Source organism: Curtobacterium sp. MCPF17_021 (assembly GCF_003234605.2).
Taxonomy (GTDB): domain Bacteria; phylum Actinomycetota; class Actinomycetes; order Actinomycetales; family Microbacteriaceae; genus Curtobacterium; species Curtobacterium flaccumfaciens.
Window position 1 is genome coordinate 1,154,818 of the sequence record NZ_CP126252.1, and the last position, 17,396, is coordinate 1,172,213.

The 17,396-nt window shown below is 71.5% G+C and carries 14 protein-coding genes; 7 read left to right on the forward strand and 7 right to left on the reverse strand.

All coding sequences use genetic code 11. The features are described from left to right. Positions 1-48: 48 nt before the first annotated feature. Positions 49-1,614, forward strand: coding sequence for a glycine betaine/L-proline transporter ProP (proP, locus tag DEJ29_RS05565; RefSeq protein ID WP_258375982.1), 1,566 nt, complete (start codon positions 49-51; stop codon positions 1,612-1,614). A gap of 148 nt (positions 1,615-1,762) precedes the next feature. Here the strand turns inward: proP and DEJ29_RS05570 are convergent, their stop codons facing one another. Genes DEJ29_RS05570 through DEJ29_RS05585 form a run of 4 tightly spaced genes read right to left on the reverse strand, consistent with a single transcriptional unit; the run spans position 1,763 to position 7,015 of the window. Continuing rightward, positions 1,763-3,502: an ABC transporter ATP-binding protein gene (locus DEJ29_RS05570; RefSeq protein WP_111095439.1), complete on the reverse strand. Its 1,740-nt coding sequence runs from the start codon at positions 3,500-3,502 to the stop codon at positions 1,763-1,765. Next, positions 3,499-4,398, reverse strand: coding sequence for an ABC transporter permease (locus DEJ29_RS05575; protein WP_111095438.1), 900 nt, complete (start codon positions 4,396-4,398; stop codon positions 3,499-3,501). The genes DEJ29_RS05570 and DEJ29_RS05575 overlap by 4 nt, the downstream gene beginning before the upstream one ends. After that, entirely contained in the window at positions 4,395-5,390 is a 996-nt protein-coding gene (locus tag DEJ29_RS05580) for an ABC transporter permease (RefSeq protein WP_111095437.1), read from the reverse strand. Before DEJ29_RS05580 ends, DEJ29_RS05575 begins: the two co-directional genes overlap by 4 nt. Positions 5,391-5,395: 5 nt before the next feature. Continuing rightward, the gene (locus tag DEJ29_RS05585; protein ID WP_111095436.1) at positions 5,396-7,015 is read right to left on the reverse strand and encodes an ABC transporter substrate-binding protein; all 1,620 of its coding nucleotides are present in this window, start codon (positions 7,013-7,015) and stop codon (positions 5,396-5,398) included. 32 nt (positions 7,016-7,047) lie between these two features. Here DEJ29_RS05585 and DEJ29_RS05590 point away from each other — a divergent pair, with 32 nt between their 5' ends. Continuing rightward, complete coding sequence (locus tag DEJ29_RS05590; RefSeq protein ID WP_110864855.1) at positions 7,048-7,647, forward strand: acyl-CoA-like ligand-binding transcription factor; 600 nt, start codon at positions 7,048-7,050, stop codon at positions 7,645-7,647. Between the two features lie 143 nt (positions 7,648-7,790). On the opposite strand, the gene DEJ29_RS05595 is transcribed toward DEJ29_RS05590, so the two are convergent. Then, positions 7,791-8,813 carry a cation diffusion facilitator family transporter gene (locus DEJ29_RS05595; RefSeq protein ID WP_111095435.1) on the reverse strand — a complete coding sequence of 341 codons (1,023 nt, stop codon included), beginning with the start codon at positions 8,811-8,813 and terminating at the stop codon, positions 7,791-7,793. Between the two features lie 244 nt (positions 8,814-9,057). On the opposite strand from DEJ29_RS05595, the gene ileS reads away from it, so the two are divergent. Genes ileS through DEJ29_RS05620 form a run of 5 tightly spaced genes read left to right on the forward strand, consistent with a single transcriptional unit; the run spans position 9,058 to position 15,680 of the window. Further along, entirely contained in the window at positions 9,058-12,315 is a 3,258-nt protein-coding gene (gene ileS / locus DEJ29_RS05600) for an isoleucine--tRNA ligase (protein WP_111095434.1), read from the forward strand. After that, positions 12,312-13,880: a bifunctional folylpolyglutamate synthase/dihydrofolate synthase gene (locus DEJ29_RS05605; protein ID WP_181438234.1), complete on the forward strand. Its 1,569-nt coding sequence runs from the start codon at positions 12,312-12,314 to the stop codon at positions 13,878-13,880. Before ileS ends, DEJ29_RS05605 begins: the two co-directional genes overlap by 4 nt. Continuing rightward, complete coding sequence (locus DEJ29_RS05610) at positions 13,877-14,362, forward strand: DUF4233 domain-containing protein (RefSeq protein WP_146248368.1); 486 nt, start codon at positions 13,877-13,879, stop codon at positions 14,360-14,362. Before DEJ29_RS05605 ends, DEJ29_RS05610 begins: the two co-directional genes overlap by 4 nt. 35 nt (positions 14,363-14,397) lie before the next feature. Further along, entirely contained in the window at positions 14,398-14,817 is a 420-nt protein-coding gene (gene ndk / locus DEJ29_RS05615; RefSeq protein ID WP_017885984.1) for a nucleoside-diphosphate kinase, read from the forward strand. A 14-nt stretch (positions 14,818-14,831) separates the two neighbouring features. Then, entirely contained in the window at positions 14,832-15,680 is an 849-nt protein-coding gene (locus DEJ29_RS05620; protein WP_111039262.1) for a DsbA family protein, read from the forward strand. Positions 15,681-15,760: 80 nt separating this feature from the next. Here DEJ29_RS05620 and DEJ29_RS05625 read toward each other — a convergent pair whose 3' ends face one another. Further along, positions 15,761-16,624, reverse strand: coding sequence for a DsbA family protein (locus DEJ29_RS05625; RefSeq protein ID WP_111096110.1), 864 nt, complete (start codon positions 16,622-16,624; stop codon positions 15,761-15,763). A gap of 31 nt (positions 16,625-16,655) precedes the next feature. Continuing rightward, a complete protein-coding gene (locus DEJ29_RS05630; protein WP_244993419.1) occupies positions 16,656-17,258 on the reverse strand; it encodes a vitamin K epoxide reductase family protein in 603 nt (200 codons plus the stop codon). Positions 17,259-17,396 lie beyond the last annotated feature (138 nt).

Sequence of the window (17,396 nt, forward strand, 5' to 3'; positions counted from 1 at the left end):
GCCGTCCGCCGGACGCCCGAAGGAAGCACCGCACCCCGGAGGAACGACTTGGCACCGAACAACGCACCCCACCCGCACGGCGATCGGCCGTTGCGCACGAAGGGCGCCGCGAAGCGCGCTCGTCGCGATCTCACGAAGGACGACGTCACCGTCGTCGAGGAGTCGCTGCTCAAGCGTGCCGTCGCGGCCGCCGCGCTCGGCAACGCCATGGAGTGGTTCGACTTCGGCATCTTCGCCTACCTGACGGTGACCATCTCGCAGGTGTTCCTGCCGCAGGGCGACCCGGCCGCGAACATCGTCGCGACGTTCGGGTTCTTCGCCGCCGCGTTCATCGTGCGCCCCATCGGCGGTGCCGTGTTCGGCCCGATCGGCGACCGGATCGGCCGGCAGAAGGTCCTCGCGCTGACGATGATCCTGATGGCCGCCGGCACGCTGATGATCGGCCTGATCCCGTCGTACGACTCGATCGGCTTCTGGGCTCCGGTCCTGCTGCTCGTCGCTCGCTTCGTGCAGGGCTTCTCGACCGGTGGTGAGTACGGCGGCGCCGCGACCTTCATCGCCGAGTACTCGCCGGACAAGCGCCGCGGGTTCATGGGCTCGTGGCTCGAGTTCGGCACTCTCGCCGGCTACGTGCTCGGTGCCTCGATCGTCACCGGCCTGCAGTTCGGCCTCTCCGAGGACGCCCTGCTGAGCTGGGGCTGGCGCATCCCGTTCATCATCGCGGGCCCCCTCGGCCTGATCGGTCTCTACCTGCGCCTCAAGCTCGAGGAGACCCCGGCGTTCCAGAAGCAGCAGGAGCAGGCCGCCGAGCGCGAGGGGCAGAAGACCCCGTTCCTCAAGCTCTTCGCCGAGAACTGGCGCTCGCTCATCATCTGCATCGGTCTGGTCCTGGTCTTCAACGTGACCGACTACATGCTGCTGTCGTACATGCCGACCTACCTGGAGCAGAACCTCGGCCAGAACGCCACGTTCGGCCTGATCCTCATCGTCATCGTGATGCTGCTGATGATGGTCGTCATCACCTTCGGTGGCCGGCTGTCCGACAGGTTCGGGCGCCGTCCCGTGCTCGCCGCCGGCTGCATCGGCTTCATCGTGCTGTCCTGGCCGGCCCTCAAGCTGGTCCAGACGGGCACCGGCGTCGGCGTCTTCGCCGGACTGCTGATCCTCGGCGTCGTGCTGGTCACGTTCACCTCGACCATGCCCTCGACGCTGCCCGCGCTGTTCCCGACGATCATCCGCTACGGCGCCCTCGCGATCGCGTTCAACGTGTCGGTGTCGCTCTTCGGGGGGACCACCCCGCTCGCGACCGCCGCGCTCATCAACGCGGCGAAGGACGCCGGGTACGGCTGGGCCGAGGACATCCCCGCGTTCTACCTGATGCTCGCCGCCGTGATCGGTCTGGTCGCGGTGTACTTCACCAAGGAGACGGCCTCGACCCCGCTCATGGGCTCCGGTCCGACGGTCGGTTCCGAGGACGAGATCGCGGGCGTCATCGAGGACTACAACGACCCGACGTCGGAGCTCGCGCAGTCCGACTGGGCGAAGGACTTCTCGACGAGCGAGATCCCGATCATCTCGGCCGACGCAGCGAAGAAGGAACCCTCCGGTTCCTGACCACGGGGCCGCCCCGCGGCAACCCGGCCAGGAGGCCCGGTGCACGTCCGTCACGGACGCGCGCCGGGCCTCCTGGCCGTTCCCGGGCCGTCGGTGACGTCACGCGCGCAGCGACAGTCCACGGGTGCGAGCGCGCGTGGTCTGTCGCTCAGCCCGAGAGGCCGGCTGCGGTCCCTGCGGCGGGGCCCGCAGCCAGCCGCTCCGCGGCGTGCAGCAGCCGCGCGGTCACCGGGTGTGCTGGGCGCGTGAAGACCTCGGCGGCGGGGCCGTGCTCGACGACCGCGCCGCGGTGCACCACCAGCACGTCGTCGGCCATCCGCCGAACTGCCCGCAGGTCGTGCGACACGAACACCATCGCCACGCCGGTCTCGTCGCGGAGCCGTTCGAGCAGCCGCAGCACGGCGTCCTGCACCGTGGCGTCGAGGGCGGTCACCGGCTCGTCGAGCACGATCACCTCGGGGTCGGTCGCCAGCGCACGGGCGATCGCGAGCCGCTGTCGTTGCCCGCCGGACAGGGTGCGGGGGGCGCGGGACCGCAGCACGGGGTCGAGGTCGACCTGCCGCAGTGCCGCGTCGACCCGTTCGCCGAGCGCACCGCGTGCCCGCCGTTCGTCACCGCGCGAGAACGCGTCGGCGAGGACCCGCTCGACGTTCCACCGTTCGTCGAAGGTCGCGCCGGGGTCCTGCACGACGGCTGCGACCCGGTGCCGTCGCGGGCGTCGCTCGCGCTCGGGGAGCGGAACCCAGGGTTCGTCGTCGAGCGTGACCGTGCCGGCGTCGGGTGGCTCGAGCCCGAGGAGCATCCGCGCCAGCGTCGTCTTGCCCGAGCCCGAGGCGCCGATCACCCCGAGCACCCGGCCGCGTTCGAGCCCGAACGACACGTCGTCGACCGCGAGCACCCCGTCGTACTCCCGCGAGAGCCCGTGCGCCGCGAGCACGTCCCTCGCACCGTGCGGGGTTGCCCGCTCGGTGCCGCGGCTGCCGATCGGCGCACGGTGCGGAGTCGTGCGGTCGGTGCGAGGTTGGCCGCTCGGTGCATCGTCAGAGGGCTGCACGGAGCCATCGACCTCGCACCGGTCTGCGAGATCGGCACCGTGCGCCGGCGCGGGCGCAGCCGCCGCGGCAGCGCCGGCCGCGCGCACCAGCGCCCGGGTCGCGGGGTGCTGCGGCGCCGCGAAGACCTCGGCGACCGCGCCCTGCTCGACGATCCGGCCCTCGTGCACGACGGCGACCCGGTCGGCCCATCCCGCGACGAGCCCCAGGTCGTGCGTGATGACGAGCAGTCCGGCACCGCGTGTCTGCGCCGCCCGCAGCTGTTCCATCACGGTCACCGCGACCCCGGCGTCGAGCGCCGTCGTCGGTTCGTCGGCGACCAGCAGCGCGGGGGACCCCACGGTGGCCGCGGCGATGAGCGCTCGCTGCCGCATCCCGCCCGACAGCGTTCCGGCGAGCCGACCGTCGGTCGCGGTGTCCGGGTCGAGGCCCACCGCGGCGAGGGCGTCCCGCACGGCGTCCACGCGCTCGGCCGCACGCATCTCGGTGTGCAGGCGGAGGCTGTCGGCGACCTCGCGCCCGACGGGACGCAGTGGGTCCAACGCGCCCAGGGCCTCCTGGCCGACGTAGCCGACCCGCGATCCCCGCAGCCGACGCCAGCGCCGGTCCGGGTACCCGCGGACATCGACGCCGTCGACCTCGAAGACGTCGGCGTGCACGGTGGCACCGGGTGCGGACAGGCCGAGCACGGCACGGGCGGTGACGGTCTTGCCGGAGCCGGAGGCGCCGACCAGGGCGACGCACTCGCCGGCGTCGACCCGCAGGTCGACGCCGTGCACGATCGGGGTCCCGCCGATGGCGACGGTGAGTCCGCGGACGTCGAGGACGGCACTCACCGCGCAGCCCCGGTCCGTCGGATCGCCCGACCGAGCACGGTGACGGCGGTGGCGAGCACGACGATCGCGAGCCCCGGGAACGTGCTCATCCACGGCGCGGTCTGCAGGTAGGTGCGGCCGTCGGCGAGCATCGCCCCCCACTCCGGCGCGGGCGGGGGCGTACCGACGCCGAGGTAGCTCAGCGCCGAGGCCCACACGACCGCCTGCCCGACCCCGAGCGTGGCGACGGCGACGGCGGGCCAGAGCGCCGTCGGCAGCACGTGCCGGACCACGGTGCGGACGGGGGAGCGGCCGAGCAGCACCGCCGTCTCGACCACCTGCGAACTCCGGGCGGCCCGGACCAGGCCGCGCACGATCCGGGCGTACCCGGGAGCGGTCGCGAACCCGACGGCGAGCACCGCCGGCACCGGACCCGGACCGGTCACGGCGATGACGACCAGCGCGACGAGCAGCAGCGGCAGGGCGAACGCGACCTCGGTGACGCGGCCGATGACGGCGTCGAGCAGTCGTCCGAGTCGTCCGGCCCCGGCACCGAGACCGGCGACGACGCCGAGCAGGACGCCCACGCCGCCGCCGATCAGGGTCGCGGCGACGCCGACGACGAGCGATGCCCGGGTCCCCGCGACCACCCGCGCCAGGACGTCGCGTCCGGACTCGTCGGTGCCGAACGGGTGCGCGCCGCTCGGCGCGGCCAGGGCATCTGCGGGATGCACCGCGAGCGGGTCCCCGCCGCCGAGCAGGGCGGGCCACGCCGCCGCCACCACGGCGACCAGGACGACCACCCCCGCGGCGATGCCGCCGGCGCCGAGCGTCCCCCCACGGACGCGCTCGGTGCCGGCGGCGGTCTGGTGGCCGGGCGCTCCGGTCTGGAGGCCCGGGTCGGCGATCCCGCTCACCGCGCGCCCGCCGGACGGCCGGGCCCACGGCGTCGCGCAGCACCGGGGCGCAGGGCCGCGTTCCGTGCGGTGCTGCGCGGATCGACGGCACGTTCGACGAGGTCGGCCACGGCCAGTACGACCACGTACGCGGCCGCCGACACCATCGCGATGCCGGCGACGAGCGGCATGTCCCGCTGGGTGACCGCGGTGACCAAGGCACGGCCGATGCCGGGCAGGGCGAACACGGACTCGACGACCACGGCCCCGGAGACGAGCGACCCGAAGGCCCACGCGGACAGCGCGATCCCGGGCAGGGCGGCGTGCCGGAGCAGGTGCCGTCCGAACAGGCCGAGGCGGGTCTCGCCCCGACCCCGGGCGGCGAGTGCGAAGGCCGAGCGCTGCGCGTCGACCACGCCGTCGCGCACGGTCTCGGCCAAGTACCCGGCGACCGGCACGGCCACGGTCAGTACCGGCAGCACCCAGCCGCGCGCGGTGCCGTCACTGACCGCCGGCACCCACCCCAGGGACGTGGCGAACACCACGATGAGCACGCTGCCGAGCCAGAAGTGCGGCATCACGCTCGCGGTGACGCTCAGGGCGCTGGTGAGCCCGGCGGCGATCCGGCCGCGTTGCGTCGAGGCCCACGCGGCGACGATCGCGAGCACCCAGGCGACGACGAGGCCGGCGACCGCGAGCGTCAGCGTGACGGGCAGCTGCTGGGCGAGGAGCGTCGCGACCGGGGTGCGGAAGGCGTACGAGTCGCCGAGCTGCCCGGATGCCAGGCCTCCGAGGAACACCGCGTACTGCACCAGGACCGGCTGGTCGAGGCCGTACTCGTGGCGGACCTGGGCGACGGCCTCGGCCGAGGCCTGCGACCCCGGTCCGCCCAGGATCGCGAGCGCCGGGTCACCGGGGATCAGCCGGATCGCGACGAAGACGATCGTCGCGACGGCCCAGAGCACGCCGATGCCCCCGGCGAGCCGCCGGACGGCCCACCAGACCCACCGCATCCGGGTCAGCGGTCGATCCAGGCGGTGCCGAACCACGGCGTCGAGACCGGGGTGGTCCGGATGCCGTGCACGGCCGAGCGCACCAGGAAGTGGTTCTGCTGGTCGTACAGGGGGAGCACGGTGTCGCGCGCCAGGATCGCCTTCTGCGCCTGCTCGTACAGGTCGGCACGGTCGTCGGCGTCCGAGGTGCGGGCGGCCTGCTCGAGCAGCCGGTCGACGGCGGGGTCGTCGAGCTGGGCCAGGTTCGCGAAGTAGCCCGACGGTGCCGGTTCGATGCTCGCGCTGTCGTACAGGATGCGCAGGACGTCGGGGCCGACCTTCGTGTACGGGGCGCTGACGACGTCGTACTCGTTCGCGGCGAGGGCGGCGTACCAGCTGGACAGGTCGAGTTCGTCGAGCACGACCTTGAACCCGACGGCCTTCTCGGACGCCTGGATCTGCTGGAACAGGCTGCGCTCGGCCGGCACCGACTGGTTCGTCGAGACGGGGAACGTCACGGTGAGCTGCTGGCCGTCCTTCTCGCGGATGCCGTCGGACCCGACCTTCCACCCGGCGTCGTCGAGGAGCTGCTTCGCCTTGGTGGGGGAGTAGTCGAACCGGCTCTTCTCGGAGTACGCGAGCGGCTCAGCGCTCGAGAGCACCGAGTACGAGCGCTTCGCGGTGCCGAGGAACAGCGACTGCAGGCCGGGGTCGATCTCGGCACCGGCGATGAAGGCCTGGCGCACCGCTTCGTCGCGGAACACCCCGTGCCCGGAGTTCAGCTCGAGCCGGTTCGAGGCGCCGGGGCGCGGGGCGTCGAGGTCGCGGATGGCGCCCTTCGCCGACGCGGCCTTGAGCTGGTCGGGCTGGGCGTTGTCGATCACGTCGACCTGACCGGACTGCAGCGCGGCGTAGCGCGAGGTCGAGTCCGGCAGGAACCGCCACGTGATGCCGGACAGGCGCGGCTTCGTCGCGCCCCAGTAGTCGGTGTTCTTCGTCAGGGTGACGCGGTCGCCGTGCTTCCAACCGGTGACCTCGAAGGGGCCGGTGCCGACGGGGGACTCGCAGTTCGTCGCCTGCTTCCGTTCGAGCGCCTTCGGGGACTCCATGCCCACCCAGGGCTGCGAGAAGGACTCGAGCAGCGCGCTGTCCGGTCGGCTCAGCGTCAGCGTGACGGTGTGCTCGTCGGTGGCGGTCGCCTTCGTGATGGACTGCAGCGCCAGGTACCCGGTGCTCGAGGCGGTGGCCGGGTCCTGCACGTGCTCGATGTTCGCCACGACCGCGGCAGCGTCGAACGGCGTGCCGTCGGTGAAGGAGACGTCGTCGCGCAGGGTGAACGTCAGGGTCTTCCCGTCGTCGCTCGTGGTCCACTTCGTCGCGAGCTCGGGCGTGGGCTTGCCGTCCTCGAGCCCGACGAGCTCCTCGATGTACTGCGTCGCCAGGAGTGCCTGCGGGTAGTTGCCGCCGACGTGCGGGTCGAGGCAGGTCGGTTCGGCGTCGCCGGAGGCGTAGGTGAGCGTGCCGCCCGCGACCGGGGTGCTGCTCCCGGTGCTCGTGCCCGGGCCGCTGCAGGCCGCCAGGACGAGCAGGACCGCCGAGGCGCCCGCGACTGCGGTGAGGGTTTTCTGTACTGAGTCCAAGATCATGGCTGACCGAGTCTAGCGGTTTACTGGGGCCCATGGACGAACCGATCCGCCGCGGTGGCCGACCCCGACGCTCGAGCGCCGAGGTGCTCGCGGACGCCGCCGCCGAGCTCTTCCTCGAGCAGGGGTACGGACGCACCACGGTCGACCAGATCGCCGCTCGCGCCGGGGTCAGCCGCGCGACGTTCTTCAACTACTTCCCGGCGAAGGCCGACGTGATGTGGCTCGAGCTCGACGCCGCCGTCGCCGGTCTGCCCGGGTACCTCGCGGCCTCGACCGAGCCGAGCGTCGTCCGGGCCGTCGAGCAGGCGCTGCTCGCAGCAGCCCGTGCCCACGACCCCGAGCGGGTGCCGTGGGCCGTTGCGCAGGCCGAGGTCATGGGCATCGGGCCCGAGCTGGTGGCGGGCGTCGCGGTCCGGGTGACGGCGCAGCACGAGGCCGTCGCCGCCTTCGTCGCGGGCCGCACGGGGGAGCAGGCGCGCTCACTCTGGCCGCAGACGGTGTCCGGCGCGATGCTCGGTGCCGCCGCCGCGGCGTTCGGGGTGTGGGTCACCGACGGGGTCGGCCGCCGTGCGCTCGTCGAGTACGTCGCGGCGGCACTCACCCCGGTGGTCGCGGGCCTCGACGCCCGCTGACGCGCCGGCGTCTTCACCTGACGCCGCCTCGACGGCGAGACGCCGCTGAAACCGGCGGCGTCTCGAGCACATGGCGGCGTCTTGCTGACACACCGGCGTCTTGCGACACGAACCCCGCCGCCGGCCACCCACCCAGTCGACGCTCACTCCGTGCGCAGGGTCCCCGCGCCACCGGACGCCACGTCCGAAGCCGTGCCGTCCCGCACGACCTCGGGCACGTCGCCGTCGGTCGGCACCAGCGACTCGTCGCCCGGGTAGCTCAGGGTGAGGACGGCCTCCTCGATGTAGGGGCTGTCCTCGAGCGACTGCTCGACGTCGCGCAACCGCACCGCCACGTGCTCCTCGGTCTCGTTGCCCGTCAGGTCGACGGCCGCGACGAGGTACACCCGCGACGGCCCCACGAACTCCAGGTGCAGGTAGGTGACCCGCTCGACCTGCGACCGGCCCAGCAGCTCGACGAGCACCGCGTTCTCGAGCTCGGGCGACGTGCTCTCGCCGAGCAGGAACCGGCGGTTGCGGTCGATCAGGATGATCGCGACGACCCCGAGCAGCACACCGATCGCGATGGAGCCGAGCGCGTCGAAGACCGCCAGCCCGGTGACCTGGTGCAGGAACACCCCGAGGAACGCCACGACCAGGCCGATCAGCGCCGCCGCGTCCTCGGCGAACACCGCGCGGAGCGTCGGGTTCGACGACTGCAGCACGTGCCGCAGCACCGGGACCTTGCGCTTCGTCGCGGCGCCGTGCGCCTGCCGGTACGCCTGCAGGAAGCTCGTGCCCTCGAGCAGGAACGCGACCCCGAGCACGACGTAGTTGAGGACGACGTCCTCGGCCGGCCCGGTGTCCCCGAACTCCGAGATGCCGTGGTAGATCGAGACGATCGCACCGGCCGTGAACAGGCCGAACGCGGCGAACATCGACCAGATGTACGTCTCGCGTCCGTACCCGAGCGGGTGCGCGGTGTCCCGCTTCTTGCCGCCCCGTCGTTCCGCGACGAGCAGGAACACCTCGTTGCCGGTGTCGGCCCAGGAGTGCGCCGCCTCGGCCACCATCGAGGCCGAACCCGAGACGAGCGAGGCGACCGTCTTCGCGATCGCGACGAGCAGGTTCGCCCCGAACGCGATCAGGACGGTGACGAGTGACTCGGGGCGTTCTTCTGCGGGCATCACTCAAGCATGCTCCCGTCCGGTAAAGTCGTGTTCCAAGAGCGTCGATCCGGCCATCACCGGGGAGCTTCCGGAAGAACGCGGAGCGCACCAGCGGCTCCGTCAGTAGAACCGGGCGGGTTCGGGACCGTCACCACCCCCGACACAGAGTGGTCGCACAGCGCACGTTGGGCGGCAAACGAGGTGGTACCGCGGAACCTGTTTCCGTCCTCGTGGAGATCGAGCGAACCCACAAGGAGTCCCGGTGCCGTACCCGTTGAACGCCGACGCCGATGGCGTCGTCCCCTCGCCGAGCTTCCCCGCCGTCGAGCGGGGCATCCTCGCCTTCTGGAAGCGCGACGACACGTTCCAGGCGTCCATCGACGCGCGACAGGGCTGCCCGGAGTGGACCTTCTACGACGGCCCGCCCTTCGCCAACGGCCTGCCGCACTACGGGCACCTGCTGACCGGGTACGCCAAGGACGTCTTCCCGCGCTACCAGACCATGCGCGGCAAGCAGGTGCACCGCCGCTTCGGCTGGGACACCCACGGCCTGCCCGCCGAGCTCGAGGCGATGCGGCAGCTCGGCATCACCGAGAAGCACGAGATCGACGCCATGGGCATCGACGTCTTCAACGCCGCCGCCAAGAAGTCCGTGCTGCAGTACACCGACGAGTGGCAGGAGTACGTCACCCGCCAGGCGCGCTGGGTCGACTTCGAGGACGACTACAAGACCCTCGACGTCACCTTCATGGAGAGCGTGCTCTGGGCCTGGAAGCAGCTCTGGGACAAGGGCCTGGCGTACGAGGGCTTCCGGGTCCTGCCGTACTGCTGGAACGACCAGACGCCGCTGTCCAACCACGAGCTGCGCATGGACGACGACGTCTACAAGATGCGCCAGGACCAGTCCGTCACGGTCTCGTTCCCGCTGCACGGCGACCGCGCTTCCGCGCTCGACCTGACCGGTGTGCGGGCGCTCGCCTGGACGACGACCCCCTGGACCCTCCCGACGAACGCCGCGTTGGCAGTCGGTCCGGAGATCGCGTACGCGGTCGTCCCGGCAGGGCCTGGAGGCGCGGCTGACGGTGCCGACGCCGGTTCCGTCTCCTACCTGCTCGCGTCGGACACCGTGGCCGCGCACGCGAAGGAGCTCGGCTACGCCTCGGGTGACGAGGCGCTCGCCGCCGTCGCGCGCACGCTGACGGGCACCGAGCTCGACGGCGTCGAGTACGAGCGGCTGTTCGACTTCCTAGCCGACCAGGAAGGGTACGAGAACGCTTGGCGAGTACTGGTCGCCGAGTACGTCGAGACCGGTGAGGGCACCGGCATCGTGCACCAGGCCCCGGCGTACGGTGCCGACGACCAGGAGGTCTGCGCCGCGGCCGGCATCCCCGTCGTGCTGTCGCTGGACGAGGGCGGCGTCTTCACGTCGCAGTTCGGCGAGGTCGCCGGCCTGCTCTGGTCGGACGCGAACAAGCCGCTGACCAAGGCGGTCCGCGACGCCGGCCGACTGCTCCGCCAGGCGTCCTACGAGCACAGCTACCCGCACTGCTGGCGGTGCCGGAAGCCCCTCATCTACAAGGCCGTCTCGTCGTGGTTCGTCCGCGTCACCGAGCTCCGCGACCGCATGGGCCAGCTCAACCAGGACATCAACTGGGTGCCCGACAACGTCAAGGACGGCCAGTTCGGCAAGTGGGTGGGCAACGCCATCGACTGGTCGGTCTCGCGCAACCGATACTTCGGCACGCCGATCCCGGTGTGGCAGTCCGACGACCCCGAGTACCCGCGCACCGACGTGTACGGCTCGCTCGCCGACATCGAGCGCGACTTCGGTCGCCTGCCGGTGAACGCCGAGGGCGAAGTGGACCTGCACCGGCCGTTCATCGACGACCTGACGCGGCCGAACCCCGACGACCCGACGGGCAACTCGACGATGCGCCGGATCACCGACGTGTTCGACGTGTGGTTCGACTCCGGCTCGATGCCGTACGCCCAGGTGCACTACCCGTTCGAGAACGCTGCGTGGTTCGAGTCGCACAGCCCGGCCGACTTCATCGTCGAGTACATCGGGCAGACGCGCGGCTGGTTCTACGTCATGCACGTGCTCTCCACCGCGCTGTTCGACCGGCCGGCGTTCCAGAACGTCATCAGCCACGGCATCGTCCTCGGCTCGGACGGCCAGAAGATGTCGAAGTCGCTCCGGAACTACCCGGACGTCTCCGAGGTCTTCGACCGCGACGGCGCCGACGCCATGCGCTGGTTCCTGATGTCCTCGTCGGTGATCCGCGGCGGCAACCTCGTCGTCACCGAGGAGGGCATCCGCCAGGGCGTCCGCGAGTTCATGCTGCCGCTGTGGTCGACGTACTACTTCTTCACCCTGTACGCGAACGCCTCGGGCCCCGACGGGTACCGGGCCCAGCGCCGGACCGACTCGACCGACGTGCTCGACCGCTACCTGCTCGCGAAGACCCGGGTCCTCGTCACCGACGTCCGGACGCACTTCGACGCGCTCGACACCCCGCTCGCAGCCCAGGCCGTCCGCGACTTCGCCGACGTGCTCACGAACTGGTACGTCCGCCGCTCGCGCGACAAGTTCTGGACCGGGGCCGACGCGGACGCCGGGGCCGAGACCCGCGCGGCGTTCGACACGCTGTACACCGTGCTCGAGACCCTGACCCGGGTCGCGGCCCCGCTCGCGCCCCTCGTCACCGAGGAGATCTGGAAGGGCCTGACCGGCGGGCGGAGCGTCCACCTGACGGACTTCCCGGACCCCGACGAGTTCCCGGCCGACGACGCGCTCGTCGACGCGATGGACCGCGTGCGCGACGTCGCCTCGAAGGGCCTGGCACTCCGCAAGGCCACCGGCAAGCGCGTCCGCCTGCCCCTCGCCACACTGACGCTGGTGGTACCGGATCCGGCCGCGGTCGAACCGTTCGCCGACATCCTGCGTGACGAGCTCAACGTCAAGCGCGTGGTGCTCGAGGCCCAGGCCGAGGAATCGCTGGCGCAGTACGGCATCGAGCGGAAGCTCACCGTGAATGCCCGCGTCGCCGGCCCGCGCATCGGCAAGCAGGTGCAGCAGGTGATCCCGGCCGCCAAGAAGGGCGACTGGACCGCGACCGACTCCGGCGTCACCGTCGGCGGCGTCGACCTGATCGACGGCGAGTACTCGCTCGACCTCACCGTGGCCGACGCCTCGGTGGCCGTGGCGTTCCTCGACGAGGGCGGCTTCGTGGTGCTCGACACCGTGACCACGCCCGAGCTCGAGGCGGAGGGGCTCGCGCGCGACGTCGTCCGCGCCGTCCAGCAGGCTCGCCGTGACGCCGACCTCGACGTCAGCGACCGCATCGCCCTGACCCTCCGGGTGGACGACACGGCCGACGGCGCGGTCCGCGCGCACCAGGAACTCATCGCGGGGGAGACCCTGGCGACGAGCGTCGAGATCGTGCCCCTCGGGGCGCACGACACCACCACCGACGTCGGTGACGGTGCGAAGGTATCCGTGGAGGTAGCACGCGCATGAGTGACGACGACCAGTACGACGACCACGAGGCGAACGAGGAGTTCGTCGGACACGACGAGCTCGACGGTCACGGTGTTGACGGGCGCAGTGAGGACGGCGTCCGGATCCCGGTCGGCCCCTCCGGCGACGCTTCGGCCGACGCCGTGCCCTACGGCGGCGACGACGACGAGGTCCGGCGCGTCGAGGCCGCCCTGTACGCCCGCATCGGCGAACAGGCCCCCGAGCACCGTCTGACCGCCACCCGTCGGGCCGTCGAGCTGCTCGGCGACCCGCACCTGGCGTACCCGGTGATCCACGTGACGGGCACGAACGGCAAGACGTCGACCGCGCGCACCATCGAGAGCATCGTCCGGGCCCACGGTCTGCGGACCGGCCTGATGACGAGCCCGCACCTGGTGTCGATCCGGGAGCGCATCGTGGTCGACGGCCAGCCGATCGCGGCCGACCGGTTCGTCGAGAACTGGGACGACATCGCCCCGGTGCTCGAGATCACCGACCGCGAGCTCGCCGACAAGGGCGAACTCCCGCTGACGTTCTTCGAGGCGCTCACGGTCCTCGCCCTGGCGTGCTTCGCCGAGGCCCCGGTGGACGTCGCCGTGATCGAGGTCGGCATGGGCGGCGAGTGGGACTCCACCAACGTCGTGCAGAGCCAGGTGTCGGTGTTCACGCCGATCGCCATCGACCACGCGAAGCAGCTCGGTGCCACCGTGGCCGAGATCGCCCGCACCAAGTCGGGCATCGTCAAGCCGTCGTCCGCCGTGGTGTCGAGTCGGCAGGTCCCCGAGGCCCTCGCCGAACTCGAGCGTGCCGCCGAGCTCACCGAGTCCACCCTGGCTGTTGAAGGCATGGGCCCCTTCGAGCCGGTCACTGACCGTCGCGGAGCGGCGGGCAGTCCGAGCTTGCAGGGAGGATTCAGCGTCGTCGACGTCACCCCGGCCGTGGGGGGACAGCTCATCACCGTGCAGGGCATCGCCGGCCGCTACGACGACCTGTTCCTCCCGCTGTTCGGCCGGCACCAGGCCGAGAACGCCGCCGTGGCGATCGCGGCGGTCGAGTCGTTCCTCGGTCGCGGGGCCCAGGCCCTCGACGAGGACGTCCTGTCCGAGGGCATCGCCGGCACGACCAGCCCCGGCCGCCTGCAGCCCATCGCGACCGACCCGACCGTCGTCGTCGACGCCGCGCACAACCCGCACGGTGCGAAGGCCCTGGCCGATGCCCTGCCGGTGGCGTTCCCGTCCGAGCACGTCGTCGGCGTCGTCGGGATCCTCGGCGACAAGGACGCCCGCGGGTTCGTCCGCGCGCTCAAGGACACCGTCGCGACGTTCGTCGTGACGCAGCCGCCGGGGGAGCGAGCGCTCGACGCGGACGAGTTCGCCCGGGTCGTCGTCGACGAGGTCGGCGAGGACCGCGTCGTCGTCGAGCCGTCCCTGGCGTCCGCACTGCAGGAAGCGCGCAGCCTGGCCGACGAGGCGGACGCCGAGGACGCCCTCGTGCTCGTCGCGGGCTCCATCGTGATGGTGGGCGCGGTCATGGACCTCGTGCACCGCGAAGGCGAGGCGAAGTGACGGACGCACCACGTCCCCACGAGCACGGCCAGCCGACCTCTCCGCAAGCTCCGCGGTCGTCTGGAACCGGCTCGCGTGGGCCCACCTCCCGGCCGGGCCGCGCACCGCGCACCCGGAAGCCGCGCCGCGAACGCGGGGCGCAGGAGAGCCTGCTCTCGATCACGCTCGTGCTCGAGGCGATCATGTTCTTCTTCCCCATGCTCGTCGTCTTCGGCAAGGGCACGCTGCCGCCCGCCGCGGCCTTCGGCGGGGGCATCGGCGCGATCATCGTCCTCGCAGCTGCCTCACGTCTGACGGGCAACCGGGCCGGTGTATGGTTCGGGTGGCTGCTGCAGGCGGCCATCCTCGCCACCGGGTTCATCGAACCGTTCATGTTCGCGGTCGCCGTGGTGTTCGTGGCGCTGTGGGTCTTCTGCTTCGTCAAGGGCGGTCAACTGGACCGTCAGAACGCCGCGCGCCGAGCGGCCATGGGCGAGGACTGACCACCACATTCGACCCCGAACACAGGGAGTACTGCGTGTCCGACTTCGAAGAGACCCTCGTCCTCGTCAAGCCCGACGGCGTCGCCCGCCAGCTGACCGGTGAGATCCTCCGCCGGATCGAGGCGAAGGGCTACGAGCTCGTCGACCTGAAGATGCTCACCGCACCGCGCGACCTGCTCGACGCGCACTACGAGGAGCACCAGGGCAAGCCGTTCTTCGAGCCGCTCGTCGAGTTCATGCAGTCCGGTCCCGTCGTCGCCGTGCGCGTCGCCGGCAACGGTGCGATCGCGGGCTTCCGCTCGCTCGCCGGCACCACCGACCCGACCTCGGCCGCGCCCGGCACCATCCGTGGTGACCTGGGCCGCGACTGGGGCCTCAAGGTGCAGCAGAACCTGGTCCACGGTTCGGACAGCCCTGAGTCGGCCGCGCGCGAGCTCGCGCTCTGGTTCGCCTGAGCGACGGGGACGACGTGACGAACAACGACCGACCCACCAAGAACGAGCGGCGTCAGCACGCCCGAGAGGTCGCACGCCAGCGCGCGGACGCCGAGAAGCGCCGCAAGCGCCGCAACAAGTGGTTCCTGCAGGGCGGCATCGGCCTGGGCATCGTGGCGATCGCCGCGATCATCGCGATCGTCGTGGTGAACGTGAACAACGCGCCCGTGGTGTCCGCAGCCGGGCCGAAGAACATGGCCACCGGCGCGATCCAGTTCACCGGCCAGGACGGCAAGGTCACCCCGGTGACCACGCCGGCCGTCTCCCCGACGGGCTCGGCCTCGCCGGTCCCGACGGCGAACAGCGACGGTGCCGTGACGGTCACCGAGTACGTCGACTGGGCCTGCCCGGTCTGCAAGCAGTTCGAGGCGGCCTACTCCGACCAGATCCTCGACAAGGTGAAGTCGGGTGACGCGACCCTGGCGATCCAGCCGGTGTCGATCCTGGACCGCAGCTACGCGGGCTCCCGCTACGCCAGCCGTGCCGCGAACGCCGCCATGTGCGTGGCGAACTACGCACCGGACAAGTTCCTCGACGTGCAGACGCAGTTCTTCGAGAACCAGCCGGCCGAGGGCACCAAGGGCCTGACCAACTCCGAGATCGCGAAGCTCGTCAAGGCGGGCGGCGCGACCGGTTCGGACCTGTCCCAGTGCCTGTCGTCCGAGCAGTTCAAGGGCTGGGTGACGAAGTCGACGCAGGCCGTCACCACGAACGAGGCGCTCGCGGGCACGCAGGGCTTCGGCACGCCGACGATCGTCGTCGACGGCAAGCGCCTGGACGACCTGAGCACCGTCATCACCGCGATCGACGCCGCGGCGAAGTAGCACTCCCCGCACGACCGACGGCCCTCGCTCCCATCCGGGAGCGGGGGCCGTTCGTCGTGAGGGGGGGGGGGGGGGCACGGCTAGGACGTCCCGCCGTGCTCCCGGACGAAGGCCGCGAACGCGTCGACGTCGGCGAGGGACGCCGCGCCGTCCGCGTTGTACTGCTCGCCGTCGACGATGATCGTCGGCGTGCTCGTGATCCCGTCGAGCGACGAGTTCGGCACCGGGTCGTTCATCGCCCGGTTCGTGGCGTCGGCGACCCACCCGGCGAAGTCCTGCCGGGTGATGCACGGTGTCACGGCCGGGTCCGTCGCCCCGGCTTCGTGCGCGAGGGACGCCAACTCGTCGTTCGTGAGTCCGCGCGTGCTCTCCGAGGGCTGGTGGTCGTAGAGCGAGCTGTTGAAGGCCAGGAACGCGTCCGGGTCGTGGTCCGCGACGCACGCGGCAGCCGCGGCCGAGCGGGTGGAGTACCGCGATCCGAGCGACACGCGGTCGAGCAGCCCGAGCGGGTGCAGCTCGAGGGTGGCGGTTCCGTCCTCCACCCACTGCCGGATCCGGGGCATCTGGGCCGTCTCGAACTGGTTGCAGTACGGGCACATGTAGTCCGCGTAGATCGTGATCGCGGTCTTCGAGCGGTCCTGCTCGGTCGGCGTCGGGGTCCCGCCGTCGGGCACCGCTCGCGTCTCGACGGGCGCGATCCTGCCGTGCACCCCGGTGAGCAGGACGCCGTCGCTCGCCGTGTTCCGCGGACCCGGTCCGGCGGGCTGCACGGAGTTCGCGATGACCAGGACGACCACCGCGACCACCGCGAGGCCCCCGACGATGATCCCGCTGATGCCGAGTGTGCGGAGGCGACGACGGCGCGACTGCTCCGCCGCCCGTGCCGCTCGCGCACGTTCCCGTGCGGCGTCCCGGCGCGCCCTGGTGCTCTCGATCTCGCTCATCGATCCCGAGCGTAGGGGCAGCGGGGACGGCTCAGAAGCTGGTGAGGACCGCGGGGAACTTGATGATGATCGTGACGATGATGACCAGGTAGTTCGCCAGCGCGAACGCCCAGCTGAAGGGCAGGAGCGACCGCCCGACACGCTGTGCCCCGGCGCCGAAGCGACCCTGGGCCGTGTTCCAGATCGTGAACACCCAGAACATCGGGATCGTCATCGACCAGACGAGCATGCACCACGGGCACAGCGCGCCGATGACGAACACGGTCTGCGTGAACAACCAGGTCACGAACACCCACGCCAGGAAGACACCGGCGTTGAAGACGATCCAGAACCAGCGCGAACCGTTCCGGAACCCAGCGAGCAGCAGCACGGCGACCGCGATCGGGGCGACGAACCCCATGACGCCGAGCAGCGGGTTCGGGAACCCGAACAGGTGCCCCTGCCAGCTGGCCATCACGTCGGAGCAGTTGATGAACGGGTTCACGTCACAGCTCAGGACGGCCTTCGGGTTCTCGTACTTCGTGAACTCGTCGAGGACGAGCCGGAACGAGCCGAACAGGCCGACGATCCCGGTGACGAGCAGGAAGACCGCCATCGCGATCGGACGACGGGGGGCAGGTGCAGACGCGGTCACGCGGTCATCATCGCATGCGGGTTCCGGTGCTTTCCGGGTGCGGCATGCGATAATGCCTGGAGGTCGTGCGGCCAACCGCACACCGAAGAGAGCTTTCCGAGTGACGCCCCACCGGGCCGAACCCGGACGATCCGGTGC

Excerpts from the sequence above, each read along its gene's own strand:
- DEJ29_RS05595 (WP_111095435.1), bottom strand. The coding sequence starts at position 8,813 with ATGCCCGCAGAAGAACGCCCCGAGTCACTCGTCACCGTCCTGATCGCG.
- DEJ29_RS05625 (WP_111096110.1), bottom strand. The coding sequence starts at position 16,624 with ATGAGCGAGATCGAGAGCACCAGGGCGCGCCGGGACGCCGCACGGGAA.
- DEJ29_RS05585 (WP_111095436.1), bottom strand. The coding sequence starts at position 7,015 with ATGATCTTGGACTCAGTACAGAAAACCCTCACCGCAGTCGCGGGCGCC.
- DEJ29_RS05590 (WP_110864855.1), top strand. The coding sequence starts at position 7,048 with ATGGACGAACCGATCCGCCGCGGTGGCCGACCCCGACGCTCGAGCGCC.
- DEJ29_RS05580 (WP_111095437.1), bottom strand. The coding sequence starts at position 5,390 with ATGCGGTGGGTCTGGTGGGCCGTCCGGCGGCTCGCCGGGGGCATCGGC.
- DEJ29_RS05605 (WP_181438234.1), top strand. The coding sequence starts at position 12,312 with ATGAGTGACGACGACCAGTACGACGACCACGAGGCGAACGAGGAGTTC.